The sequence below is a fragment of the Pseudoxanthomonas helianthi genome, from assembly GCF_017939625.1.
GTDB lineage: Bacteria > Pseudomonadota > Gammaproteobacteria > Xanthomonadales > Xanthomonadaceae > Pseudoxanthomonas_A > Pseudoxanthomonas_A helianthi.
Genome location: NZ_JAGKTC010000003.1, coordinates 588,953 through 614,450, shown reverse-complemented (window position 1 = coordinate 614,450; position 25,498 = coordinate 588,953). Strand labels below are relative to the sequence as shown.

Annotated in this window: 18 protein-coding genes and 1 tRNA gene; 6 read left to right on the top strand and 13 right to left on the bottom strand. The window is 68.3% G+C overall.

Translation table 11 applies throughout. The features are described from left to right. Nucleotides 1–91: 91 nt before the first annotated feature. Nucleotides 92–2,980: a putative bifunctional diguanylate cyclase/phosphodiesterase gene (locus J5837_RS14640; protein WP_425504850.1), complete on the top strand. Its 2,889-nt coding sequence runs from the start codon at nucleotides 92–94 to the stop codon at nucleotides 2,978–2,980. Between the two features lie 73 nt (nucleotides 2,981–3,053). On the opposite strand, the gene J5837_RS14635 is transcribed toward J5837_RS14640, so the two are convergent. From J5837_RS14635 to J5837_RS14625, 3 genes are all read right to left on the bottom strand, one after another. Continuing rightward, nucleotides 3,054–4,856, bottom strand: a complete 1,803-nt coding sequence (locus tag J5837_RS14635; protein WP_210537494.1) for a vWA domain-containing protein — start codon at nucleotides 4,854–4,856, stop codon at nucleotides 3,054–3,056. Nucleotides 4,857–5,068: 212 nt separating this feature from the next. Then, complete coding sequence (gene xseA / locus J5837_RS14630) at nucleotides 5,069–6,397, bottom strand: exodeoxyribonuclease VII large subunit (RefSeq protein WP_210537493.1); 1,329 nt, start codon at nucleotides 6,395–6,397, stop codon at nucleotides 5,069–5,071. 31 nt (nucleotides 6,398–6,428) lie between these two features. Beyond that, entirely contained in the window at nucleotides 6,429–6,722 is a 294-nt protein-coding gene (locus J5837_RS14625) for a DUF2218 domain-containing protein (protein ID WP_210537492.1), read from the bottom strand. Nucleotides 6,723–6,858: 136 nt separating this feature from the next. Here J5837_RS14625 and ispG point away from each other — a divergent pair, with 136 nt between their 5' ends. Further along, the gene (gene ispG, locus J5837_RS14620; protein ID WP_210537491.1) at nucleotides 6,859–8,127 is read left to right on the top strand and encodes a flavodoxin-dependent (E)-4-hydroxy-3-methylbut-2-enyl-diphosphate synthase; all 1,269 of its coding nucleotides are present in this window, start codon (nucleotides 6,859–6,861) and stop codon (nucleotides 8,125–8,127) included. Further along, nucleotides 8,090–8,833, top strand: coding sequence for a phosphatase PAP2 family protein (locus J5837_RS14615; RefSeq protein WP_210537490.1), 744 nt, complete (start codon nucleotides 8,090–8,092; stop codon nucleotides 8,831–8,833). Before ispG ends, J5837_RS14615 begins: the two co-directional genes overlap by 38 nt. Here J5837_RS14615 and J5837_RS14610 read toward each other — a convergent pair. The 10 genes from J5837_RS14610 to J5837_RS14565 all read right to left on the bottom strand — a co-directional run bounded on the left by J5837_RS14610 (nucleotide 8,787) and on the right by J5837_RS14565 (nucleotide 20,961). Next, nucleotides 8,787–9,356 (bottom strand): hypothetical protein, encoded by a 570-nt coding sequence (locus J5837_RS14610; protein WP_210537489.1) that lies wholly within the window; start codon nucleotides 9,354–9,356, stop codon nucleotides 8,787–8,789. The genes J5837_RS14615 and J5837_RS14610 overlap by 47 nt on opposite strands. 354 nt (nucleotides 9,357–9,710) lie before the next feature. Continuing rightward, the gene (locus J5837_RS14605; protein WP_210537589.1) at nucleotides 9,711–10,610 is read right to left on the bottom strand and encodes a DMT family transporter; all 900 of its coding nucleotides are present in this window, start codon (nucleotides 10,608–10,610) and stop codon (nucleotides 9,711–9,713) included. An 86-nt stretch (nucleotides 10,611–10,696) separates the two neighbouring features. Next, nucleotides 10,697–11,740 carry a UDP-N-acetylmuramate dehydrogenase gene (gene murB, locus J5837_RS14600; RefSeq protein ID WP_425504849.1) on the bottom strand — a complete coding sequence of 348 codons (1,044 nt, stop codon included), beginning with the start codon at nucleotides 11,738–11,740 and terminating at the stop codon, nucleotides 10,697–10,699. A gap of 5 nt (nucleotides 11,741–11,745) precedes the next feature. Next, a complete protein-coding gene (locus J5837_RS14595; protein WP_210537487.1) occupies nucleotides 11,746–12,801 on the bottom strand; it encodes a quinone-dependent dihydroorotate dehydrogenase in 1,056 nt (351 codons plus the stop codon). A 1-nt stretch (nucleotide 12,802) separates the two neighbouring features. Next, nucleotides 12,803–13,084 carry a DUF4190 domain-containing protein gene (locus J5837_RS14590; protein ID WP_210537486.1) on the bottom strand — a complete coding sequence of 94 codons (282 nt, stop codon included), beginning with the start codon at nucleotides 13,082–13,084 and terminating at the stop codon, nucleotides 12,803–12,805. An 85-nt stretch (nucleotides 13,085–13,169) separates the two neighbouring features. After that, nucleotides 13,170–13,907: a metallophosphoesterase family protein gene (locus J5837_RS14585; protein ID WP_210537485.1), complete on the bottom strand. Its 738-nt coding sequence runs from the start codon at nucleotides 13,905–13,907 to the stop codon at nucleotides 13,170–13,172. Then, nucleotides 13,907–15,439: an L-piperidine-6-carboxylate dehydrogenase gene (gene amaB, locus J5837_RS14580; RefSeq protein ID WP_210537484.1), complete on the bottom strand. Its 1,533-nt coding sequence runs from the start codon at nucleotides 15,437–15,439 to the stop codon at nucleotides 13,907–13,909. The genes J5837_RS14585 and amaB overlap by 1 nt, the downstream gene beginning before the upstream one ends. Before the next feature lie 120 nt (nucleotides 15,440–15,559). After that, nucleotides 15,560–17,314 carry a Mur ligase family protein gene (locus J5837_RS14575; protein ID WP_210537483.1) on the bottom strand — a complete coding sequence of 585 codons (1,755 nt, stop codon included), beginning with the start codon at nucleotides 17,312–17,314 and terminating at the stop codon, nucleotides 15,560–15,562. Nucleotides 17,315–17,320: 6 nt separating this feature from the next. Next, nucleotides 17,321–20,110, bottom strand: coding sequence for a cyanophycin synthetase (gene cphA, locus J5837_RS14570; RefSeq protein WP_210537482.1), 2,790 nt, complete (start codon nucleotides 20,108–20,110; stop codon nucleotides 17,321–17,323). Nucleotides 20,111–20,118: 8 nt separating this feature from the next. Beyond that, nucleotides 20,119–20,961, bottom strand: a complete 843-nt coding sequence (locus tag J5837_RS14565) for a cyanophycinase (protein ID WP_210537481.1) — start codon at nucleotides 20,959–20,961, stop codon at nucleotides 20,119–20,121. 125 nt (nucleotides 20,962–21,086) lie between these two features. Here J5837_RS14565 and J5837_RS14560 point away from each other — a divergent pair. From J5837_RS14560 to J5837_RS14550, 3 genes are all read left to right on the top strand, one after another. After that, nucleotides 21,087–21,163, top strand: a tRNA-Arg gene (locus J5837_RS14560). A 304-nt stretch (nucleotides 21,164–21,467) separates the two neighbouring features. Beyond that, entirely contained in the window at nucleotides 21,468–23,927 is a 2,460-nt protein-coding gene (locus J5837_RS14555; RefSeq protein WP_342345554.1) for a TonB-dependent receptor, read from the top strand. Nucleotides 23,928–23,938: 11 nt separating this feature from the next. Further along, the gene (locus tag J5837_RS14550) at nucleotides 23,939–25,414 is read left to right on the top strand and encodes a CehA/McbA family metallohydrolase (protein WP_210537480.1); all 1,476 of its coding nucleotides are present in this window, start codon (nucleotides 23,939–23,941) and stop codon (nucleotides 25,412–25,414) included. The last annotated feature ends 84 nt before the right edge of the window (nucleotides 25,415–25,498 follow it).

The window sequence follows — 25,498 nt, the reverse complement described above, 5'->3', positions numbered from 1 at the left end:
GGACGAACAACGTCCGAAGGCAGCTGACGGGGTTGGCAAGACCCGGCCGGGGGTCGATTCTCATGCCTTGGCCGCTGCCCTCACAGAGGAACTGGTGTTGGATTCCCTACCGACCGCTCCGTCAGAAGCCGAAGCGCCCGAATCGAGTATCCGCCGCATGTTGCAGGCGGTGTGCCTGGCCATGCCGGAAGGCGTGAACGCCGCGGTCGCCTGGCGCGACTGGGCGGCGGGCAGCGGCAGTTGCGCGATGCCGGACGGCCTTCCGGCGCTGCGGCGCCGGGCCGAGCAGGCCCTGGTCGTGGAAAGCGCGGAGCGGGGCGACGACGTGCGGGTGGAATCCTGGGATTGCGGCGGCGGGGCGCGGATGGCGCTGGCGATGCAGTTCCCGCCGCTGATCGCGCCGGAGCGGGCCGCCGCACTGCAATCGGCCGCGCGGGCCCTGCTGGACGCCGGCCTGGATGCTGTGCGCGCGCACGCGCGGATCGCCTCGCTGGAGAAATCCAAGCGCCTGCAGCAGGCGCTGTACGAGATCGCCGACCTGTCGGGCGCGGAACTCGAAATGGAGGAGATGTTGCGGCGCCTGCATGCCGTCGTCGCCTCGCTGATGTATGCGCCCAACTGCTTCATCGCATTGTTCGATCCGGTGCGCGAAACGGTGCGCTTCCTTTACTTCGCCGACGAAATGGACGGCTGGACCGCCGATCCGGCGGTCGAGTTCACCGATGCGCACATGCCCAACAGCCTGACCTTCGCGCTGCTGCGCCATGGCAAGCCGCTGCACGGGCCTTCGGCCGAGTTGCGCCGCCGGTTCGGCGTGCCGCGCGACACGTCCCACGGGCCGGATAGCCTCGACTGGCTCGGCGTGCCGATGCTGCGCGACGGCGGGGTGGCCGGCGTGGTGGTGGTGCAGAGCTACGACCGCACCAATGTCTACGACGAGGGCGACCGCGCTCTGCTGGTGTACGTGGCCCAGCACATCCTGACCGCGCTGGACCGCCGGCACGCGCAGGAAGAACTCGAACGGCGCGTGCGCGAACGCACGCGCGAGTTGCGCCACGCCAACCGCGACCTGCAGGAGGAGATCGCCGAACGCAAGCGCGCCGAGGACCTGCAGCGGGCGCTGTACCGCATCGCGGAACTGGCGAACAGCTCGGAGAGCGTCGGCCAGTTCTACGCCGAAGTGCATGCGGTCGTCGCCGGGCTGATCAACGCCCGCAATTTCTACATCGCATTGCTGGCCGACCACGGGCGCGAGCTCGACTTCGTCTATGCCGCCGACGAGAACTTCGTGTTCCCGCACAGCCGGCCGATCGGCAAGGGCCTGACCGAATACGTGCTGGCCCAGCAGCGGCCGATGCTGCTGGACCGTGCCGCCATCGACGCATTGACCGAGCAAGGCGAGATCGTCGAGATCGGCGTGCCAGCGGAATGCTGGCTGGGCGTTCCGCTCTACCACGAGCAGGAGGTGGTCGGAGTCATCGCCGTGCAGAGCTATCGGCCGGAGGTGAGCTTCACCGCGCACGACCAGAAGCTGTTGGCCTTCGTCGCCCACAACATCGGCGTGGGGCTGGTCCGGCAGCGCAGCCAGGAACAGCGCAAGCACGCCCATGCCGAACTGGAGCGCCGGGTCGACGAACGCACCCGCGAACTGGCCGAGGCGAACCGCCGGCTGGTCGCGCAGATCGGCGAACGCCTGCGCGCGGAGCAGCGCCTGACCCACCAGGCCACCCACGATGCGCTGACCGGCCTGCCCAACCGCACCCACCTGCTGGAGCGCCTGTCGGCGGCGGTGGAGCTGGCGCGCGCGGGCAACGGGCCGGCATTCGCCGTACTGTTCCTGGACCTGGACCGTTTCAAGCTGGTCAACGACAGCATCGGCCATGCCGCCGGCGACGAACTGCTGGTCGAAGTGGCGCGGCGCATCACCGGCACCGTGCGCGCGGAGGATGTCGTGGCCCGGCTGGGCGGCGACGAATTCGCGATCCTCGCCGCGTACCGCAACGACGGCGGCATCGACGAGCTGACCGAACGCCTGCTGGTTGCGCTGGGCCAGCCGTTGTGGCTCGCCGGCCGCGAGCTGTTCCCGTCGGCCAGCGTCGGCGTGGCGATCTGGCACCCGCGCTACCGCAGCGGCGAGGAACTGCTGCGCGACGCCGACGCCGCGATGTACCGGGCCAAGGCCCAGGGACGCAATCGCAGCACGCTGTTCGACGAGGCGATGCGCGAGGCGGCGATGCAGAGCCTGGACCTGGAGGCCGACCTGCGCCGCGCCATCCTCAGCGGCGACTTCACCCCTTACTACCAGCCGATCATCCGCCTCGAAGACGGCGAGGTCATCGGCCACGAAGCGCTGTTGCGCTGGCAGCACGACAAGCGCGGCCTGCTGATGCCCGCCGACTTCATCGGCCTGGGCGAGGAAACCGGGCTGATCGAACAGGTCGACTGGCTGATCTATGCGCAGGTGGTGGAGCAGATCGCGCGCGGCGGCAGCGGCTACATCTCGGTCAACGTGTCGCCGCGGCATTTCCATTCCTCGGATTTCGCCGATCGCCTGCTCGGCATGTTCGACGCGGTTGGCGCCGACCCATCGCGCCTGCGCGTGGAGATCACCGAGATCGCCCTGCTCGAGGACGCGCCACGTACCTTGCGCACGCTGCACCTGTTGCGCCAGCACGGCATCCTGGCCCAGCTCGACGACTTCGGCACCGGCTTCTCGGCGTTGTCGTACCTGCACCGTTTCCCGATCTCGACCCTGAAGATCGACCGCAGCTTCATTTCCGGCCTGGGCGACCAGGGCAGTGCGGAAAGCGAGGCGGTGGTGCGCGCGATCCTGGCCCTGGCCGGCACGTTGGGCATCGACACCATCTGCGAGGGCGTGGAGCGCGCGGACCAGCTGCGCGCCCTGCGCGAGATGGGCGCGCGCTACGGGCAGGGTTACCTGTTCGGCGAACCGCAGGTGCACATCGGCGGCGGCGTCTGACGCAGTTCGCGGGAGCGAGCTTGCTCGCTCCCGCAGTCGATTGCTGGGCCGGGTCCTTCCGGCCCACCCTTGCTCACTCGCCTGAAGCGATCGCCGCTGCGGGCAAGGGTTGCGCGACCACCTGCCGCGCCTGGTCGACCAGGTCCGCGAATTCGTGGCGCAAGCCGTTGCGGTCGTCGCCGCTCGCACCGCGCGCCGCGCGGGCCACGTCGTTCCACGTCCATTCGCCGACATGGGTACCGCCACGCAGCAGGTCGGCATAGGCGGCCACCGCGCTGGCGAAGCGCAGGGCTTCGCTCGGTCGTGCGACCAGCGACGATCGCAGGACCTGCGTTTCAATCAGTTTGCTGGCCTGCGCGCCGGGCAGTTTGTAGCGCAGGCTCAGTTGCGCGACTTCGTTCGAATCGGCGGAAGCCGTCGCTTGCTTCGCGCCGTAACGCAGCGGCGGCAGGCGGTCCGCGCCGGAGCCGGCCGGGGTGATCTCGTACAACGCGGTCACTTCGTGGCCGGCGCCGATGTCGCCGGCGTCGACCTTGTCGTTGGCGAAGTCCTCGCGGTTGAGCAGGCGGTTTTCGTAGCCGATCAAACGGTATTCCGAGACCGCGGCCGGATTGAACTCGACCTGGATCTTCACGTCGCGGGCGATGGTCAGCAGGGTCGCCTGCATCTCCTCGGCCAGCACCTTGCGCGCTTCCTGCGGCGTGTCGATGCAGGCGTGGTTGCCGTCGCCGACGTCGGCCAGGCGTTCGGCCATGGCGTCGTTGTAGTTGCCTTCGCCGAAGCCCAGGGTGGTCAGGGCGATGCCCGACTTGCGCCGGTCGCCGACCAGGGTTTCCAGCGCCTTGCGGTCGACGATGCCGACGTTGAAGTCGCCGTCGGTGGCCAGGATCACCCGGTTGACGCCGTTCTTCACGAAGGCTTGTTTCGCCATCGCATAGGCCAGCTCGATGCCTTCGCCGCCGTTGGTGCTGCCGCCGGCTTGCAGGCGGTCGAGCGCGTCGATGATTTCGTCGTGGCGGTCGCCCGGCGTGGGCGGCAGCACCAGTCCGGCCGAACCGGCGTAGACCACGATCGAGACGCGGTCCTGCGCGCGCATCTGCGGCACCAGCTGGCGCAACGCGGTCTTCACCAGCGGCAGCTTGTCAGGTTCGTCCATCGAACCGGAGGTATCGATCAGGAACACCAGGTTGGCCGGCGGCAGGCTGGCCTTGGGCACGTCGTAGCCCTTGATGCCGACCATCAACAACTGCCGCTGCGGGTTCCATGGGGCCGGCGCCAGCTCGGTGGTCACCCGGAATGGCGTAGTGCGGTCGCTGGGCGCAGCGTGGCCGTAGCGGAAGTAGTTGATGAATTCCTCGGCGCGCACCGCATCGGCCGGCGGACGCTGGCCTTCGCGCAGCATGCGCCGCACGTTGCTGTAGCTGCCGGTATCGACGTCGATGGAAAAGGTCGAAACCGGTTGTTCGCTGGTGCGATGCACCGGATTGTCGCTGCGTTCGGCGTAGGTTTCTGTGTTGGTGGGTTGCACTGGCGCGTAGGCGGGCGGCGGCGGGGCGAGCCGGGCCGTGCGGTAGGCAACGACCGCGCCGGATACCGGTGCGGGAGCGGGTGGCGGGGGTGGGGCCGGCGCGTAGGTGAGACGAGGCTCGGCCACCTGGGCGGGCAGTGCCTGCCGCTGCGTGCCGGTGACGACGACGCTGTCGAGCGTCTGGCTCTCGCGGCTTTCCTTCGCGGCACCGGCCGCGGCGTCGGCTGCCATGGCCGCCGCCAACGCGGCGTCTTCGGCGCGCGCGTTCTGTGCGCTGGGACTGGACTGGCAACCGGCCAGCACGGCGATGGCGAGCAGGGTCAGGCAGAAGGCATGGCGGCGTTGCATGGCGGATCTCCCGTGGTGGACGGGAGGTTCAACGCGCGGGTCGCGGATGTGGGGTTAATCGCTGGAGCGGGCATTGCCTGCGACTTCGTCGAGGCATCCGGTGTGGGAGCGACGTAAGTCGCGAACGGGTCGCGACGATCCCGACCAAAGGCATCGCGACTTACGTCGCTCCCACACCCGGCACCATCGCGCTTCGTCGCGGGCAGGCGCTCCTACCGCACTTCGAGGTCCAGGCCGCCATCGGCCAGGCGCGCGCGCAGCCGGTCGCCGGCTTCGACCTGCGCGACGGAGCGGACCACGGCGCCATCCGGCTTGCTCAACACCGCATAGCCGCGGGCCACCGTCGCCAGCGGGCTGACCGCTTCCAGCGAACGCGCCAGGCCGCGCAGCTTCAGCGCCTCGCGCTGCATCTGGCGAACGACCGCGGCCTGCGGACGCGGACCGAGCGCGAACAGGCGTTCGCGCAGTACGGCGAGCCGGCGTTGCGGCTGGGTCGCGCGCAGTACCGCCGCGGCATGGCGCAGCCGGGCGTGGCGACGTTCCAACTGCTCGCGCCAGGCGGCCTGCAGTCGCCGCTGCGCCTGCTGCTGGCGCTGGCACAACGCCTGCAATCGCGCCTGTGGGCGCAGGGCCTGCAAACGCAGCGAAGCCCGATCGACGCGTTGCATCGCGTTGCGCAGCCGATGCGCCTGCAGCATCGACAGACGGCGCTGCAGGTTTTGCAGCCGTGCCAGCAGGTCGCGCCGGTCGGGCACCAGCAATTCCGCCGCTGCCGACGGCGTCGGCGCACGCAGGTCGGCGGCGAAATCGGCGAGGCTGAAGTCGGTCTCGTGGCCGACCGCCGACACCACCGGCACCGGCGAGGCCGCGATGGCGCGGGCCAGCGCTTCGTCGTTGAATGCCCACAGGTCTTCCAGCGAACCGCCGCCGCGGGCCAGCAACACCGCGTCGTAGCGCCCGCTGGCGCCGGCACGGCGCAGCAACGAGGCGATCTGCGCCGCCGCGCCTTCGCCCTGCACCAGGCTGGGCAGCACGTCGACCTCGAGCAAGGGGAAGCGCCGGCCCAGCACGCTGAGCACGTCGCGCACCGCGGCGCCGGTCGGCGAGGTGATCACCGCCAGGCGTTGCAGGTGCGCGGGCAGGGGGCGCTTGCGTTCGGCGGCGAACAGGCCTTCGGCGGCCAGCTTGTTCTTCAGTTCCTCGAACGCGCGGCGCAACGCGCCTTCGCCGGCTTCCTCCAGCGTGTCCAGGATCAACTGATAGTCGCCGCGCGCTTCGTACAGGGTCAGCCTTCCGCGCGCGAGCACCCGCAGGCCTTCGCGCGGCTGGAACTTCAGCCAGGTGCTCTTCGGCTTGAACATCGCGCAGCGCACCTGCGCCCGCGCGTCCTTCAGGGTGAAGTACAGGTGCCCGGATGCCGGACGGGTGACATTGCCCAGTTCGCCTTCGACCCAGACCAGCGGGAACGTGTCCTCGAGCAGGTTACGGGCGAGCGCATTCAGCTGCGAAGGCGTCAGGACATCGCGGGCGGTCGCATTCATCGGCGCAGGTTAGCGTCGATGGCGGCGCAAGTCATGCGCGGGACGCGTACCAGGCGATGGCCAGCGGTTCGCCCCGGTTCATCCGCTGCAGGTGTTCGGCCACCACGTCCTGCATGCGCGCCAGGCGCTCGCCGTCTTCGGCCTCGACGTGCACGTGCAGGCCGTCCTCGTCGGCCTCCAGCAGGGCCAGGGTGGTGGCGTCGAACGGCACCAGGCCGTAACTGTCGTCGAAGCGGACCTCGAACTTGTGCGCCCAATGGGTGCACAGGCGCTTGATCAGGCGGCTGGCGTCGGCGGTGCGGATGTCGGAAACGGACGTGGGCATGCGGTTCTCGGGGGGGTCTTCGGGGGATGGACGGATATCGCGCGAACGGGCCGATGGTTGACCGGCGGGGGCGATGTCCGTCCATCGGATCCCGCCGGGCAGGGCAGGCCTGCGGCGGGACAGTTAAAATGGACGAATGAACGACACCGTTGCCCCATGCCGAATGCCCACCGAAGCCGGTCCCGCGCCGCGCCGCATTACCCATGGCGTGGATATCGGCGGGGTCGTGGTCGGCGGCGGCCATCCGGTGGTGGTGCAATCGATGACCAACACCGACACCGCCGACGTGGCCGCCAGCGTCAAGCAGGTGGCGGATCTGTGGCGCGCCGGCTCGGAACTGGTGCGGCTGACCGTCAACAACCCCGAATCGGCGGCGGCCATCCCACGGATCCGCGAGAAGCTGGACATGATGGGCGTGGCGGTCCCGCTGATCGGCGACTTCCACTACAACGGCCACCAGTTGCTGGCGAACGAGCCGGCCTGCGCCGAGGCGCTGGCCAAATACCGGATCAACCCCGGCAACGTCGGTTTCGGCAAGAAGAAGGACACCCAGTTCGCCCAGTTGATCGAATTCGCGATCCGCTACGGCAAGCCGGTGCGCATCGGCGCCAACTGGGGTTCGCTGGACCAGGCGCTGGCCGCGCAGCTGATGGACGAGAACCACGCGCGCGAAACCCCGTGGGATGCCGCCGCGGTGCTGCGCGAAGCGTTGATCCGTTCGGCGCTGGATTCGGCGCACCGCGCGGTGGAGCTGGGCCTGCCGCGCGAACGCATCGTGCTGTCGGCCAAGGTCAGCGGCGTGCAGGAACTGATCGCCGTGTACCGCGAACTGGCGCAACGCAGCGAATTCGCCCTGCATCTGGGCCTGACCGAGGCCGGCATCGGCAGCAAGGGCATCGTCGCCTCCAGTGCCGCGCTGGCGGTGCTGCTGCAGGAAGGCATCGGCGACACCATCCGCATCTCGCTGACCCCGGAACCGGGCGCGTCGCGCACCCAGGAAGTGATCGTCGCCCAGGAACTGCTGCAGACCACCGGCCTGCGTGCGTTCACGCCGATGGTCACCGCCTGTCCCGGCTGCGGGCGCACCACGTCGGAGTTCTTCCAGGAGCTGGCGAAGGTGGTGCAGGAACACGTGCGCGGCAAGATGCCGGAATGGAAATACACCCATCCCGGCGCGGAGAACATGACCCTCGCGGTGATGGGTTGCGTGGTCAACGGACCGGGCGAGTCGCGCCATGCCAACATCGGCATCTCGCTGCCGGGCACCGGCGAAGCGCCGGCGGCGCCGGTGTTCGTCGATGGCGAAAAGACGGTGACCCTGCGCGGCGAGAACATCGCCCACGAGTTCGTCGCCCTGATCGATGCCTATGTCGAACGAAAGTACGGAAGCGCGGCTTCCGTCTGACCCCGCATCCGCCGCGCAGGCGGTCCGCGAGGAGGCGCGTTTCGGCATCGCTTTCCTGCGCCGTCGCTGGCGTCGGCTGCTGCTGGTGTTCGTCGGCCTGCTGTTGCCGTTGTGGGCGTTCGGCGAGCTGGCCGACGAAGTCCACGAAGCCGAGGCGTTCCCGTTCGACGAGCCGATCCTGCGCTTCGCCCACGAACTGGCGCATGATGGTTTCGACCGCGTGTTCCTGCTGTTCTCGCAACTGGGCTACCACTATGGCGTGGTGCCGTTCGACGTCGTGCTGGTCCTGGCGCTGGCGCTACGGCGCAGGCTGCGCGAAGGACTGTTCGCCGGCCTCGCCATCGTCGGGTCGGCGCTGTTGAATCTCACGACCAAGCAGATCTTCGCCCGCGCGCGGCCGTCGTTGTGGGAATCGATCGCGCCCGAATCCACCTACAGCTTTCCCAGCGGCCACGCGATGGGTTCGATGACCGTGGCCGCGGTGCTGGTGCTGCTGGCCTGGCATACGCGCTGGCGCGTGTGGGTCGCGGTGCCGGCGTTGGCGTTCGTGGCGATGGTCGGCCTGTCGCGGGTGTACCTCGGCGTGCATTACCCGTCGGACATCCTCGCCGGCTGGGCCGCGGCGCTGGCCTGGACGGTGGCCGCGTACGCGCTGGTGTTCAGCCGCCTGCGGCCTTGGCGGGCAGGTATTCCGCGGGCAGGCTGAGCTTCGGGTTCTCGGCTTCCCACATCAGCGACACGATCCACCAGCGCTTGTTGTCGTGCATCAGCTGCAGGCTGTTGATGCCGCGCATGACGTGGCCGTCCGCATCCAGCTTGCCTTCGTAGGTGCTGAACACGTGGGCGATGTGGCCGAAGCGTTCGGTGCGCCGCGCCAGCTCGCGTTCGTGGAAGCCTTTTTCGAGCAGCAGCGGGCCCGAGCTGGCGACATAGTCGTTGACCTGCAGCAGGCGCATGCCGACGCTGTCGTCCGGCCGCACGCCCACCGGCATCATCCGTCCGGTCGGCACGAACAGCGAGCGCAGCCGGTTCCAGTCGCGCGCCTGTCCGGCAGGGCCCGAGATCACGTCGTACAGCGCGGCGATGATCGCGTCGATGCTGGCCACGTCCTTTTCCGCGGCGGCGGGGACGTTGAAGTTGACCGGTTGCGTGGCCGGGGCCGCCGCCGGGGTCTGGGCGAAGGCGGGGACGGTGAACGTGGCGAGCAGCAGGGGCAGGGCGAGGCGCATGGGCAGGATCCGCGTGGACAGGCCGCATCAATAGCATCGGGGGACATCCCGCACCCGTGCCGGAATGCACGGGCCGATCATTCGAGTATCCGGACTTCAGTGTGGCATCGGATAACGGACTCCCTCTCCCCGCATGCGGGGAGAGGGTGCCGAAGGCGGGTGAGGGGCGACCCGGAGTCAGCGTGGGTTCCGAAGCAGGGTCGCATCGAGTGCGGGGAAAGCCGGGGCTTTCGCGCTCGAATTCTTGTCGAAACGCAAAGTGCATCGGCTCCGGACTGCCCCTCATCCGGCCTGTCGGCCACCTTCTCCCCGCACGCGGGGAGAAGGAAACCGCACCGGATTTCTCATGCCCACCTATTCGGCCGGCTTGGCGGCCTCGCTGGGTGCCTTCGACGCAGCTGCGCGCGCCAGCCTGGCTTCGCGGCGGGCGATGTAGAACGTCGCGGACAGGATGATCGCGGCGCCGGCCACGGTCCATGCGTCGATCTTCTCGGCGAACAGCAGCCAGCCGGCCAGGGTAACCACCGGCAACTGCACGAAGCTGATCGGGGTCAGCGCCGACACTTCGCCCAGCTTCAATGCGCGGGTCCACAACAACTGTCCGACCGTGCCGAGCAGGCCGGACAGGACCAGCCACAGCCAGGCGATGCCCTGCGGCGGGTGCCAGACGAACAACGCCGGGATCAGCGACATCGGCACCCACAGCACGTAGGTCCAGAACACGATGGTGTCGGCCTTGTCCACGCGCGACAGCTGCTTGATCTGGATCGCGACCAGGGCATTCATCATCGCGGCAAGGATCGCGACCAGGGTGCCGGTGGAAAAGGCGTGCGACCACGGCCGCACGATCACCAGCACGCCGATGAAACCGGCGGCCACCGCCAGCCAGCGGCGCACGCGCACGCGTTCGCCCAGCCACAGCGCAGCGGCGATGGTGATGAAGATCGGCGAGGAATAGGCCAGCGAGATCGCCTGGGCCATCGGCAGGTGGCCGATGGCCCAGAAGCCGCAGAACATGCTGACGATGCCGATGCCGCAGCGGACGAAATAGCGCGGCAATTGCGTGGTGCGCACGCGTTCGGCGAAGCGGGCCAGCGGCCGCGGCTCGCGCAGCACCGGCCAGGCCAGCATCGGCAGCAGGGCGACGAAGCCGAAGGCGTTGCGGAAGAACGCGACTTCCCAGGTCGGCTCGGTCTGCGAGGCCAGGCGGATGCACACCGCCATCAGGCCGAAGCCGAAGGTGCTGGCCAGCATCAGCAGCGCGGCGCGCACGGCCACCGGCGTGGCGGCGCGTGGCGGAGGCGGCGGTTGCAGGTGGCTGGCGCTCATCTCGGGGTGGGTTACCAGCTCGCTCCGATCAGTTTCGGTTCCGGTTCGATCGCCACGCCGAAACGTTCCTGCACCGACGCGGCGATGCGCCGCGCCAGTGCCAGCAGCTGCGCGCCGGTCGCGCGGCCATGGTTGACCAGCACCAGCGCATGCGCCGCGGACACGCCGGCATCGCCATCGCGGAAGCCTTTCCAGCCGCACTGATCGATCAGCCACCCCGCCGACAGCTTGCGCGTGGCCACGCTGTCGCCGCGGAACACCGGCATCCCGGCGTGCGTGGCCAGCAGGGCTTCGGCTTGCGCCGCGGGAATGATCGGGTTCTTGAAGAAGCTGCCGGCGTTGCCCAGCAGCGCGGGGTCGGGCAGCTTGCGCGTGCGCACGCGGATCACCGCCTCGGCCACGTCGCGCGGGGTCGGCGCGACCACGCCCATGGCCGCCAGTTCTTCCGGCAGGCCGGCGTATTCGATCTTCGGCGCGCGTTGGCGGGGCAGGGCGAATTCCACCGCGACGACGAAACGGCGATCCGGTTCCTGCTTGAACACGCTGTCGCGATAACCGAAGGCGCACGCGGCGGCATCGAGCGCGACGAACGCGCCTTCGGCACGGTCCCAGGCATGCACGCGGCGGACGAATTCGCCGACTTCGGTGCCGTAGGCGCCGATGTTCTGGATCGGCGCGGCGCCGACCGTGCCCGGGATCAGGGCCAGGTTCTCCAGCCCGCACAGGCCTTGCCCGAGCGACCACAGGACGAAGTCGTGCCAGGTCTTGCCGGCCTCGGCATGGACGATCGCGGTAGTGCCATCGTCTTCGATGATGCGCACTCCGTCGGCCTGCAACGACAGCACTGCGCCCGGCGCGTCGCCGGCGAACAGCAGGTTGCTGCCGCCGCCGAGCAGCAACGGCGGCGCGGCCTGCAGTTGCGGCAGGGCGAAGACCTGCGGCAATGCGCGCGCCTCGGCGATTTCGACCAGCCACGGCGCGTTCGCCTCGACCCCGAAGGTGTTGCGCGAGCGCAGCGGTGCGTTTTCGGCGATGCGGAAGGCGTCGCCCGGCATGCGGGTCATTCCGGCGCCACCGGCCCGCCACTGCGGTGTTCGCGGCGTCGGCGGATGGCTTCGACGCATTCGCGGATCAGTTCGGGCCCGCGGTAGACCAGCCCGGTGTACATCTGCACCAGGGAAGCGCCTGCGGACATCTTCGCCACCGCATCGGCGCCGGACAGGATGCCGCCGACGCCGACCAGCGGGATGGAATGCGGCAGGCGCGCGCGCAGCAGGCGCAGCACGCGCGTGGACTGGGCCATCAGCGGCGCGCCCGACAGGCCGCCGGCTTCGGCCGCATGCGGATGGCCGGCGATGGTGTCGCGGCCGATGGTGGTGTTGGTCGCGACCACGCCGTCTACGCCGAGGTCGCCGAGCACGCGGGCGGCGGCATCGATGTCGTTGTCGGACAGGTCCGGTGCCAGCTTGACCAGCATCGGCACGCGCTTGCCGTGGCGCGCGCCCAGGGTTTCCTGCGCTTCGCGCAGGCGGTCGATGAGTTGGCGCAAGGCCTGTTCTTCCTGCAGTTCGCGCAGGCCGGCGGTGTTGGGCGAGGAGATGTTGACGGTGACGTAGTCGGCCAGCGGGTACACGCGTTCCAGGCAGAACAGGTAGTCGTCGGCCGCGCGTTCGTTCGGCGTGTCCTTGTTCTTGCCGATGTTGATGCCGAGCAGGCCGTTGCGGCGGCGCGCGCGTTCGACGTTGCGCACCAGCGCGTCGACGCCTTCGTTGTTGAAGCCGAGGCGGTTGATCACCGCATCGTGTTCCGGCAGGCGGAACATGCGCGGCTTCGGGTTGCCCGGCTGCGGGCGCGGGGTGATCGTGCCGATCTCGACGAAGCCGAAGCCCAGCGCGAGCAGCGCATCGACGTGCGCGCCGTTCTTGTCCATGCCGGCGGCCAGGCCGACCGGGTTGGGGAATTCCAGTCCGAATACGCGCGTCGGCATCGGTTCGGGCCGGCGCGACAGCAGCGGCGAGGTGCCGCTGCGGTAGGCCAGTTCGATCGAACGCAGGGTCAGCGCATGCGCTTTTTCCGGATCGAGGCCGAACAGGAAAGGGCGGGCAAGTCCGTACACGTCAGCGGTTCATGAAGCCCAGCCAGGCCAGGCCGCCGAAGAACAGCACGAACACCACGATGCCGATCACCCACAATGCGGCCGATACCCAGCCCAGGACCAGGCCACCGACGGCGAGGCCGTCGCCGTCGAGGCGGCCGCCGCTGTTGCGGATTTCCTTGCGCGCCATGTGCCCGGTGATGATCGCCACCAGGGTGCCGATGAACGGAAGCAGGGTCCAGCCGAGGATGCCGGAAACGAGGCTGACGATGGCGAGGGAACTGGTCTGGCGGACTGCATTCATCGGAGGTTCCTGCGGCAGGGGGGGAGGCGATGGCGCGAAGCGCGTACGAATTATCCCAGATACACGTGCCGAAGGTGAGGTGCGCTCAGGCCATGCGCCCGGTGCGTAGCGCATGCGCCCATTCGGCACGCCCGTTCCGCTCGGCCTGCCGTGCCGCGAGTTCCCAGTCGTAGGCGAGCGAAACCAGGTCGACCGACCAGTCGCCGGCCGATCTTTCCAGCACCGCGTAGCGCGCGTGCGGCGTATGCATCTGCATCGTGTGCGGGAACGGCCGATCCCATTCGAACGCCTGCAGGCCGACGCTGCCGGGGTTGACGACCAGCCGGCCATCGTCGAGCCGCAGCATCCGCTGGGTGTGGGTGTGACCGCACAGGACCACCCGCGCGCGGATGTCGCCAAGGCGTCGGCGGACGCGCTCGACCGGGGCGATGCGGGTGCCGGATTCGTCCACGTCCTCGAGGAAATATTCGAGGTCGTCGCCGGGCGTGCCGTGGCAAAGGAACACCTCGTCGTCCAGCCACAGCGTCGCCGGCAATGCTTCGAGCCAGGCGCGCTGGCCGGCGTCGAGGCAGGCGTGCGCATGGCGATCGGACGCGCCCATCCGCTCGGGCGGCTGTTCCAGCAATTGCCGTTCGTGGTTGCCGCGGATCGTCGGCAGGCCGAGCGGCATCAGCCGGTCGGCGGTCTCCGCCGGCCACAGCGGGCCGGACAGGATGTCGCCGAGATTGACGATGCGCTCGCAGCCGCGTCGGCGGGCATCCGCCAGCACCGCCTCCAGCGCGGGGAGGTTGCCGTGGATGTCCGACAGCGCGGCGATGCGCATCAGAGGTCGAACTTGATGCCCTGGGCCAGCGGCAGCGAGTCGGAGTAGTTGATGGTGTTGGTCTGCCGGCGCATGTAGGCCTTCCACGCGTCAGAACCGGACTCGCGGCCGCCGCCGGTTTCCTTCTCGCCGCCGAACGCGCCGCCGATCTCGGCGCCGCTGGTGCCGATGTTGACGTTGGCGATGCCGCAGTCGCTGCCGGCCGCGGACAGGAATTTCTCCGCCGCCTTCAGGTTGTTGGTGAAGATCGACGAGGACAGGCCCTGCGGCACGGCGTTCTGCATGTCGATGGCCTCGTCCAGGGTCTTGTACTTCATCACGTACAGGATCGGGGCGAAGGTCTCGTGCTGGACGATCTCGTCGGAGTTCTTCAGGCCGGTGATGATGGTCGGCAGGACGAAGTTGCCCGGTCGGTCGATCGCCGCGCCGCCGGTTTCGACCTTGCCGCCCGCCGCCTTGGCCTTTTCCACCGAATCGAGGAACTGCGCGACCGCCGCCTTGCTGTTCAACGGGCCCATCAGGTTGGCCGGGTCGGTCGGGTCGCCGATCTTGCCCTCGACCTGTTTGTACGCCTTGACCAGCGTTTGCAGCACGTTGTCGTAGATCGATTCGTGCACCAGCAGGCGGCGCGTGGTGGTGCAGCGCTGGCCGGCGGTGCCGACCGCGCCGAACACGATGCCGGGCACGGCCAGCTTCAGGTCGGCGGTTTCGTCGAGGATGATCGCGTTGTTGCCGCCCAGCTCCAACAGGCTGCGGCCCATGCGGCGAGCGACGCGCTCGCCGACGGTGCGGCCGACCTGGGTGCTGCCGGTGAAGCTGATCAGCGGGATGCGCTTGTCGTCGACGAACTGCTGGGCGAGTTCGACGCCGGCGTCGTTGATCAGGAAGAAGATGTCGGGGAAGCCGCCGGCCTTCAGCGCGTCGTTGCAGATCGTGGTCGCGGCGATGGCGGTCAGCGGGGTCTTGTTCGACGGCTTCCAGATGCACACGTCGCCGCAGATCGCGGCGAGGAACGAGTTCCATGCCCATACCGCGACCGGGAAGTTGAACGCGCTGATGATGCCGACCAAGCCGATCGGGTGCCACTGCTCGTACATGCGGTGGCCGGGGCGCTCGCTGTGCATGGTGTAGCCGTACAGCATGCGGCTCTGGCCGACCGCGAAATCGGCGATGTCGATCATCTCCTGCACTTCGCCGTCGCCTTCGGGCTTGCTCTTGCCCATTTCCAGCGCCACCAGCGAACCCAGCGCATCCTTGTGCTTGCGCAGCGCTTCGCCGCACAGGCGCACGGCTTCGCCGCGCTTCGGCGCGGGCACGCTGCGCCACACCTTGAACGCCGCCTGCGCGCGCTCAACCACGGTTTCGTAGTCGGCCTGGCTGCTGGCGTGGACTTCGGCGATCACCTCGTTGGTGGTCGGGTTGATCGATTGCAACAGGCCGGCGTCGTTGGTCTTGGACCATTCGCCGTTGCCGAGGTAGGTGCCGGAATTCGAGGCGGCGAGGCCGAGGGCCTCGAGATGGGAAGTCGACATGGAATCTCCGCGAGGTCGAGGGCCGGACGCAGCATGCAGGTCCGGCGAGGTGGTCGAAATTTTAGCAGAGGGTTCGCGGCTTCCCCTTGCTTTTCCGGCACTTGCGGGCGAATAGTCGCGCTATGGCAGAGGATCGCCGGATTTCCACCCGGTTTTCGTCATTTCGTCGAGCAGGGCGCCGATCCGTGCGCGCGCATCCATCTCGTGGATCGGCAACACCAGCAGGTCGCCATCGCGGGCCCAAGCCAGCGCGGTGCGCGCGGCTTCGGTTTCGTCGAGGCAGGTGGCGATGGCGTCCGCGGCCACCCCGTCGGCCAGCAATTGCGCACGCATGATCGCGGCGATCTCGCCGGCGGCACGGCCGCGTTCGTAACCGGCGATGTCCTTCAGCACGATGAAGTCGGGACGGACGCTCGCCGCCACCGCCGCCACGGCGCGCAGGTCGGCGTCTTCGCGGTTGCCGGCATGGCCCAGCAGCAGGGCAAGGCGACCGTCACGCACGTTTGCGCCGACGGCCTCGAACAGGCCATGCAAGCCTTCCGGGTTGTGCGCGTAATCGACGAACACCTGTGTGTCGCCGAAGCGCCAGTGCTGCAGGCGGCCAGGGTTGTCGTCTTGTGCCGTGCCGAACGCTGCCAGCGTTGCCGCGATCGTTGCGGGTGCGATGCCCATCGCGGTCGCGGCCAATGCGGCGGCGGCGATGTTGGCGATGTTGTAGCCGGCGCGTCCGCCCAGGGTCAGCGGCATCGCGGCGACCATGCCGAGGTCGTATTCCGTGTTGTCGCGATGCAGGCGCAGGCGGCCATCGCGCACGCCGCAGGTCGCGCGGCCCACCTGACGGTGCGCGGCCAGCAGTGGATGATCGAAGTCGAGTGCGAACCAGCCGAGCGGGCAGGTCTGGTGTTTGGCATGCTCGCGCAGCAATTCGTCGTCGGCGTTCAATACCAGCAGCCCATCGGCGTCGATGGCCCGGGCGACGGTCAGCTTGACCCGCGCGAGGTCGTCGAGGTCGTGCACCCCGTATTCGCCGAAATGATCGACGGAAATGTTGGTCACCACCGCGGCTTCGGCATGGCACAACGCCAGCCCGCGGCGCAGCAGGCCGCCGCGCGCGGTTTCCAGCACGGCCGCCTGCGCGCCGGATTGGCGCAATGCAGTGCGCGCACCGGCCGGGCCGGAGAAGTCGCCGGCTTCCAGCTCGGCGCCATCGAAGAACACGCCGTCGGTGCAGCTATGCGCGGTGTGCCAGCCGTGCGCGCGGCACATCGCCGCGATCAGCCGCACCGTGGTGGTCTTGCCGTTCGAGCCGGTGACCAGCGCGGCGGGAATGCCGTGCAATCTCTGCCACGGTACTGCTTCGGGTGCCGGCAATTCGTCGACGAACCAGCTGCGTCCGCCGGTGCCCGCGCCGATCGTCGCTTCATCGTCATCGGCGAGGAAGGGCAGGTGATGCGCCGCAGCGGCATCGCGCAGCGTGATCAACGCCGGGTTGGCTTCGGTCCGGGCGAGCAGGCGCAAGGTCTGCAATGCGGATGCTTCATCCCAGGTGGCCGCATGGCCGGGTGCGTGATAGCGGTCGGCTGGAGAAGCAACAGCGATCCACCACGCCCATTCGTTGACCTCGGTCGCGGTGTAGAGCTGGTCCAGCGGCGCGGCGAAGGCGAGGGAGGCACCGCTGGCGTGGCGATGGGCATGGATCTCGTCTTCCGGCCAGCTCAGGTGGGTGCGTGCGGCGGCGATGTTCGCGCGCCAGCGATCCAGCGCGTCGTCGCCGAAGACCAGGCCGCGCGCGGTCTCCAGCGCGGCGCCGCTGCCGGCGAAATACACGTTGCAACCGGTCAGCCGGCGCGAGTCCTCGAACGGTTCAGGCGTCACGAGCGATCAATCGCTTTCTTCGCGTTCGAACACCAGGCCGCGTCCGTCGCGGACCACGCCCTCCAGCGCGGCGATGTCGACTTCACCGGGCATCGCGTCGAGCGTGGGCAACTCGATCTTCGCCGCGGGTTTCGGCGCATCGCCGGCCGGCTGGAACTTGGTGATCTGCTTCCAGGTGCGGGTCAGCGCGTCGGCGAAGACCAGCAGCAGGTCGCCGGGCTGGCCCATGCGCAGCGCGGCGTCCACCGCTTCCTGTTCGTCGGGGATGATCGACAGCGCGCTTTCCGGCACGCCCGCTTCCTGCAGCGCCTTGGCGATGATCCGCGGTACCTCGTCGCCGTCGCGGCCACGCAACGAGTCGTCGCGCCGGCAGATGTAATGGTCGAACTTGCCCGCGACGGCCGCGGCGATTTCCCGCAGGTCTTCGTCGCGGCGGTCGCCGGGACCAGCGAGCACGACGATGCGCCTACCGGCCACGTCCAGACGCTGCGCGAGATCGGCCATCATGCCGACCGCGTGCGCGTTGTGGCCGTAGTCCATCAGCACCTTGAACGGATGCTCGTTGTACACGTTCATCCGGCCCGGGGCCTGGAAGAAGGTGCTGTCGAAGGTGCGCAGGCCGTGGCGGATCGCGTCCAGCTTGATCCCCAGCGAAAACGCCATCGCCGCGGCGAACATCGCGTTCTGCACGTTGTGCAGAGCGCGGCCTTCCAGCGTGGCCGGGATCAGGTGGGTCCACATCAGCGGGATGTGGCTGCCCTTGTCGTACAGGGTGATCATGTGGCCGTTGACGCCGGCCTCGAGCGCGCAGGCGCGGCCGCCGGCGCGGATGTGCTCGCGGACCAGCGCGTGCGACGGGTTCATGGTCACGTAGCAGACGGTCTTCGCATCGGTGTAGGCCGACATCTTCAGTACGTTCGGGTCGTCGGCATTGAGCACCGCGCAATCCTTGGCCACCTCCACCACGACGCGCTTCACTTCGGCCAGTTGTTCCAGCGTGTCGATGCCCTTCAGGCCCAGATGGTCGGAAGCGATGTTGAGCACTGCGCCCACGTCGACCTCGGGCACGCCCATGCCGGCGCGCAGCAGGCCGCCGCGCGCGGTCTCCAGCACGGCGATGTCGATCTGCGGGTCGGACAGCACCATGCGCGCGGAGACCGGTCCGGTCATGTCGCCTTCGACGGTGCGCTGGCCGTCGATGTAGACACCGTCGGTGGTGGTGTAGCCGGGCGTATAGCCGGACATCTTGGCGATGTGCGCCAGCATGCGCGTGGTGGTGGTCTTGCCGTTGGTGCCGGTGATCGCGGCGATCGGCACGCGCGAGGGCGTGCCCGGCGGGAACAGCATGTCGATCACCGGCCCGGCGGCGTCGCGCGGCGTGCCTTCGCTGGGCGCGACGTGCATGCGGAAGCCGGGCGCGGCGTTGACTTCGCAGATGCCGCCGCCGATGCGCTTGTAGCTTTCGGCGATGTTCGGGCTGAGGAAATCCACGCCGCCCACGTCCAGGCCGATGGCCCGCACCGCGCGTTCGGCCATTGCCCGGTTGTCCGGATGGATGATGTCGGTGACGTCGGTGGCGGTGCCGCCGGTGGACAGGTTGGCGGTGGAGCGCAGGAACACTACTTCGCCGGCCTTGGGCACGCTGAAGTGATTGTGGCCGGCGCGTTCCAGCATCAGGTCGGCTTCGCGGTCGAGTTCCAGCCGGGTCAGCACTTTTTCATGGCCGATGCCGCGGCGCGGGTCTTTGTTGACCTCGTCGACCAGCCAGGCGATGTCGTGTTCGCCATCGCCGACCACATGGCCGGGCGTGCGCCGGGTCGCGGCGATCAGCTCGCCGTTGACCACCAGCAGGCGGTGGTCGTCGCCGGCGAGGTAGGTTTCAACGATCACCGAACGCGAGTGCTCGCGCGCCGCAGCGAAGCCTTCGCGGATTTCGTCCTCGGTCGAGATGTTGATGGTGATGCCGCGGCCGTGGTTGCCGTTGTACGGCTTGGTCACCACCGGGCCGCCCAGCCGCTTCGCCGCGCGGATCGCATCGGTGGCGCTGGAAACCAGTTCCTGGCGCGGAACCGGCAGGCCCAGCGAGCCGAGGATCTTGTTGGTCTCTTCCTTGTCGCTGGCCAGTTCCACCGCGATGTGCGGGGTCTTGCCGGTGACCGTGGCCTGGATGCGCTGTTGGTACTTGCCGTGGCCGAATTGCACCAGCGACTGGTTGTTGAGGCGGAACCACGGGATCTTGCGTTCCTCGGCAGCGCGCACCAGCGAGGCGGTCGAAGGCCCCAGTGCACGGCGTTGCGCGTAGCGGATGAAATCGTCGCGCGCCGAATCCCAGTCCCAGTCTTCGGGCACGCTGCCCTTGGGCCGCAATTCTTCCGGCAACAGGGAACACAACAGCTTCAGCGCCAGTTCGCCGGCGGCGATGCCTTCCTCGCGTTGCGCGTATTCGTAGACCACGTTGTACACGCCGGGCCGGTTGTCGCCGACGCTGCGGGTCTTGCCGAAGGTCACGTCCTCGCCGGCGACGTTCTGCAGTTCGATGGCGACGTGCTCCAGTACGTGGCCGAGCCAGGTGCCTTCGCCCTCGCGCATGCGGCGGATGAAGCCGCCGGGTTCGCGGTAGCTGCAACCGTGTTCGGCCAGGCCGGGCAGGGCGGCGACCAGCGCGTCGATGTATCCGTTGCCGAGTCTTGCGGTCGGCCACTGTTCCAGTTCGCCCAGGTCCAGCTCGAGGCGGATGACCGGGAAGTGCGCATACAGCGAAGGACCTACGTAGACGGAGCGTTCGAGGATGCGCATGGGTTCCCTCAGGTCTTGGGTTTGGCCAGTTTCCCCGCCGACGCCTTGCGCGTATGCAGGTTGAACGTCGCGCCGGCGACGAGGATGTGCACCTTCAGCCCGAGCAGGCACACCGGTTCGTCCTCGCGCACGTCGGCCATCGAGGAGAAGCTCAGTTCGTCGGCGTCGACCACCGTCACCGCGCCGCTGCCTTCCACTTCCAGCGTGTTGTCCGGGCCGATGAACGCGGCGGTGTCCTCGTCCAGGCCGATGCCGATGGCGAACGGGTTGTACGCCAGCGCCGCGACCAGCCGGCCGAGGCGGTCGCGTTGGCGGAAATGCTGGTCGATGACGAAACGGTTGGTCAGGCCCAGGCCCGGCGCCAGGCGCACGCTGTCGGCCTGCGGCGAGCTGCCTTCCTTGCCGAAGCCGATCATGTGCTCGGACAGGATGCTGGCGCCGGCGCTGGTGCCGCCGACGGTGATGCCGGCCGCGTTGCGTTCGCGGATCAGCTTGGCCGCGGGCGTGCCGCCGAGGATCGTCGACAGCCGCAGCTGGTTGCCGCCGGTGAAGAAGATGCCGCTGGCGCGTTCGATGCGGTCGAGGCGGTTGCTTTCCTGGCAATCGCGGCGGGTATCGAAGTCGAGCACGTCGACCCGGCGGGCGCCCAGTTCGCCGAACAGGCGCTGGTAGCGCGGCCCGGTCTCGGCCAGCTGGCTGGCGGTGGGAATGACCAGGATTTCGGCCGAGTCGCCGCCGGAAATCTCGACGAAGCGCTGCAATATGCTCGGGCTTTCGCCCTTGTTCTCCGCACCGCCGATGGGGACGATCCAGCCCCGTTCCCCACCTTCGGCCACCTTGCTAGGACACATTCCAACCCATCTCCTCGAAAACCACGGCCCTGATCCACGGGGCCGGTACTGGACGGCAAGGTAACACGGGCCGGCAAGCCGGGCAGGGGGCGGGGCACGCATCACAACCGTTACAATGCGGCCATGGCCCCGTAGCTCAGCTGGATAGAGCGTCCCCCTCCTAAGGGGAAGGTCGCACGTTCGAATCGTGTCGGGGCCGCCATTTCCCTCCAGGCTCCGGTCTTGCGACATCCCGTTCCGGAGCGGAACGATGGGGATGGCGCGAGGTCCTGCAAGGGCGGCGTGTCGAAGCCGCCGCGACGATCCGCTCCATTGTCGCCACGTCTGCGGCAATGCGCGTGTGCATCGCATGACGCGCCGACCGCTTTCACCCCAATGACCATGAGCCGTCACCTGGGTGAAATACGCCAAATCGAACATGTCGGCAGTCCGCATGGCATCAGTCGCGGACATCCTTCCCCCGCTCCGGACCCGTCGATATGCATGCCAACCCCCACCGTCTCGGTGTGTCGATCCGTATTGCCCTGATCGCCGGCGCTTGCGCCGCGATGGCCCTGCCGTCGCACGCGCAGGAAGCCGCCGCCGCTTCGACGGCGAAGCAACTGGACACGGTCATCGTTACCGGCCGTGCGGGCACGGGCGTTCGCACCAAGGCCGAGACGAGCTACTCGGTCACCAATATCGAAGAAGAAGCGTTGCGCCTGCAGGCGCCGACCAGCGTGACCGAGGCGATGAAGTCGGTGCCCGGTTTCTGGGTCGAAGCCTCCGGTGGCGAAGCCAGCGGCAACATCCGTGCGCGCGGCGTTCCGGTGGACGGGTTCGGTTCGGTGCAATTGCTGGAGGACGGCGTGCCGATCCAGCACGATCCGGCGCTGGGCTATCTCAACGGCGACCAGGTGTTCCGCCTCGACGAGACCATCGAACGCATCGAAGTCGTGCGCGGCGGGCCGTCGTCGGCCTTCTATTCCAATGCCCCGGCGGGGGCGATCAACTTCGTCCCGCGCAGGGTCGGCGATACACCGGAGGCGTTGGCCAAGTTGACCGTCGGCGACGACGGGCTGGTGCGCACCGACTTCTGGTACGGGCAGCCGTTCGGCGACGGCTGGAAACTGGGCATGGGCGGGTTCTTCAGGGTCGAAGACGGCGTGCGCGACCCGGGCTTCAGGGGCAATAAGGGCGGGCAGTTCCGGGTTTCGCTGGGCCGCGAGTTCGACCGCGGCAGTTTCGATTTCGACATCAAGCGGCTGGACGACTCGGTGGTGTTCTACACCGGCATTCCCATGCGCACGTATGCCGATGGGGAGATCCGTTCGGTTCCAGGCTTCGACGGCAACCACGGTACCGTGGCCGGCCCGGAAACCGCGTTCGTGAGGATGACCACGGCGGACGGCGAGGATTACCTGTTCGACAACACCCGCGGCACCGAGGTCAAGCGGACCCAGTTCACCGCGAAGTTCGAATTCTCGCCGGTCGAGGGCTGGACCCTGCGCGACCGACTGCGTTACAACGACACCGAAACCCAGCGCAACGGCGTGTTCCCGAATTCGCTGATGAGCGCGGCCAGCTTCCTGGGCCAGGCCAGCGGTGCGTTGGCCGGCGTTCCGGGCGCGACCGCGCTGCAACTGCGCTACGTGACCACGCCCGGGCAGGTCTACGACACCGCCTGGCAGAACGGCAATGGCCTGATCATCCTCGGCGGCCTGCGCGGCGTGACCATGCCGGTCACCGAACTGATGAACGACTTGCAGTCCTCGCACCGGTTCGAGTTCAGCGAGCAGAGCCACGACGTGACCCTGGGTTACTACTACGCGCACATCGAAGAGGATTTCGGCCGCTACTCGTCGAATGCGCTGCTCGATGTGCAGGACAACGCGCGCTTGCTGGACCTGGTCGCGGTCGATGCCAGCGGCAACGTGCTGGGCAAGATCACCGACCATGGCATCTGGCGCTATGGCTACGAATGGGAGAACGCGTCCGGCGAACAGACCACCCATGCCTTCTACCTGGACGACGAGTGGCAGATCACCGACGCGTTCCGCCTCGATGCGGGCGTGCGCTGGGAGAAGATGCAGACCGAGGGCCGGGTGGAGAAACGCAAGCAGGTCAACCTGGGCACGCCCGCCACTTCGCAGGTCTGGACGGGTACGGGGGAATTCGCCACCTACGACGACAGTTTCGACAAGCTGGGCTGGACCGTCGGCGCCAACTGGCAATTCGGCGGGCAATCGGGGCTGTTCGCCCGCTACACCTCGACCAATCGCCTGCCCAGCCTGGGCAACTACGTGACCAATGCCGCGGCCACGCCGATCATCCAGACCATGGCCCTGGGCGAGTTCGGTTACAAGTTCTCCAGCCCGCTGTTCGATCTGTTCGCCACCGCGTTCTGGACCCGTTACGAAAACGTCGGCTTCACCAACACCCGCGTCGGCCTGGATGGCATCGTGGTCAACGAGGCGCGCTACGCCGACACCCGGACCCTGGGTCTGGAGCTGGAAGGCGCGTGGCGTCCGGTCGACTGGTTCGACCTGGGCCTGACCGCGACCGTACAGGATCCGCAATACGACGGACTCACCTACACCGACAGCGCAGGCAAGCTGCACGATTACGACGGCAACCAGCTGATCCGGGTGCCGAAGACCAGCGTACGCCTGGTCCCGGGCCTGAACCTGCTGGGCAACCGCCTGCGCCTGCAACTGGCTTACGAACGCCAGGGCGAACGTTTCGTCGACACTGCGAATTCGGTGCGCCTGCCGGCCTACGACGTATTCAACTTCAGCTCCCGCTTCGAATTCAACGAACACCTTTCGGTGTACGGCTACATCGACAACCTGGACAACTCGCTGGGCCTGACCGAAGGCAATCCCCGCCAGGGCGAACTGCAGAGCGGCGACGCCGGCGCCAATACGTTCATCGCGCGCCCGCTGCTGGGCCGTAGCTACCGCCTGGCGCTGATGTACCGCTTCTGAGGGACGCAGGCATGAAGGCGAATGCGATGGGAGGGCGGCTGCTCGCGGGTCTGCTGGCTTGCTGCGCTGTGGCATCGGCCCAGGGCGCGACGGGTGGTGCGCCGGACCGGATGCTGGAAGGGCGCATCGAAGGTCGCGATCACCAGACCTATCGCTCGCTGCCGTTCGAGGTGCCCGCAGGCACTTCGCGCATCACGGTGGAATTCGAGTACAGCGGCCGCGAACGCAAGACCACGGTCGACCTGGGTTTGGCCGGGCCCGACGGTTTCCGCGGCTGGAGCGGCGGCAACAAGCGCCGTTTCACCGTGTCGGCGACGGACGCGACCCCGTCCTACTTGCCCGGCCCCATCGCGGCAGGCCGCTGGTCGCTGTTGCTGGGCTTTCCCAACGTGCGCGCATCGTCGAGGGACAGTTACGTCGCGCGCATCTGGTTCGACGATCACGACGGACCGGAGCCGCCGCTGCGTTCCGGAGCGGCCTGGTACCGCGGCGATCTGCACATGCACGACGCGCACAGCGACGGCAGCTGCGCCAGCCAGTCGGGACAGCGCGTGCCGTGCCCGTTGTTCCTGACCGTGCAGAAGGCCGCCGCACGCGGGCTGGATTTCATCTCGGTCACCGACCACAACACCGTCTCGCAGGCCAACGGGCTGCGCGAGATGCAACCGTATTTCGACCGGCTGTTGCTGATCCCGGGCCGGGAGATCACCACCTTCAGCGGCCATGGCAACCTGATCGGGCCGGTGGCGCCGGTCGATTTCCGGGTCGGCAACCCTGGGGTCCCCGACTGGAATCATTTGTTGCGCAGCGTGCGCAACCTGGAGGGCGTGTTCTCGATCAACCATCCGGTACGCCCTTCCGGGGAAGTCTGCATGGGTTGCGGCTGGGCGCCCGATCCGCAGGTCGATTACGCCCTGGTGCAAGCGGTGGAAGTGGTGAACGGAGGCGATGCCGACACCCCGTATTCCGGCATCCCGTTCTGGGAGGGCCTGCTCAGCGCCGGGCATCGGATCACCGCGATTGGCGGCAGCGACAACCACGATCCCACGCTGCAGGCGGCGACGCCGGGCAGCGGGGAGATCGGCGCGCCGACCACGGTGGTGAAGGCCGATGCGCTGTCCATGCCGGCGATCCTCGCCGGCATCCGCGCCGGGCGGGTGTTCGTGGATGTGCAGGGCAATGGAAAGCGCATGCTGGAATTCAGCGCCGCCAGCGCTGGCCGGCAAGTGGGCATGGGCGAGGCGTTGCGGCCTGCCGCGGGAAGCGAAGTCGCTTGCGAGGTCGGGCTGCAAGGCGTGGCCGGCGGCCGGGTGGAAGTCATCGAAGACGGCAAGATCGTGCAAACCCTGCCGCTGGATGCCGCCCGGGACACGCAAACCATTCGATTCTCGAGGTCGGCCGACGGGCGTCGCCATTGGCTGCGGGTCAATGTCCGGGGTGGGGACGGCCGGCTGTGGCTGGTGGGCAATCCGGTCTATCTGGAATAGAACGGACGCGCCTCGCACGAAGACGCGCGGTGGTTGCAACTGCAACGCTTGCAGCCGTTTTGCGGGCATGGCATCTTCGCTCCC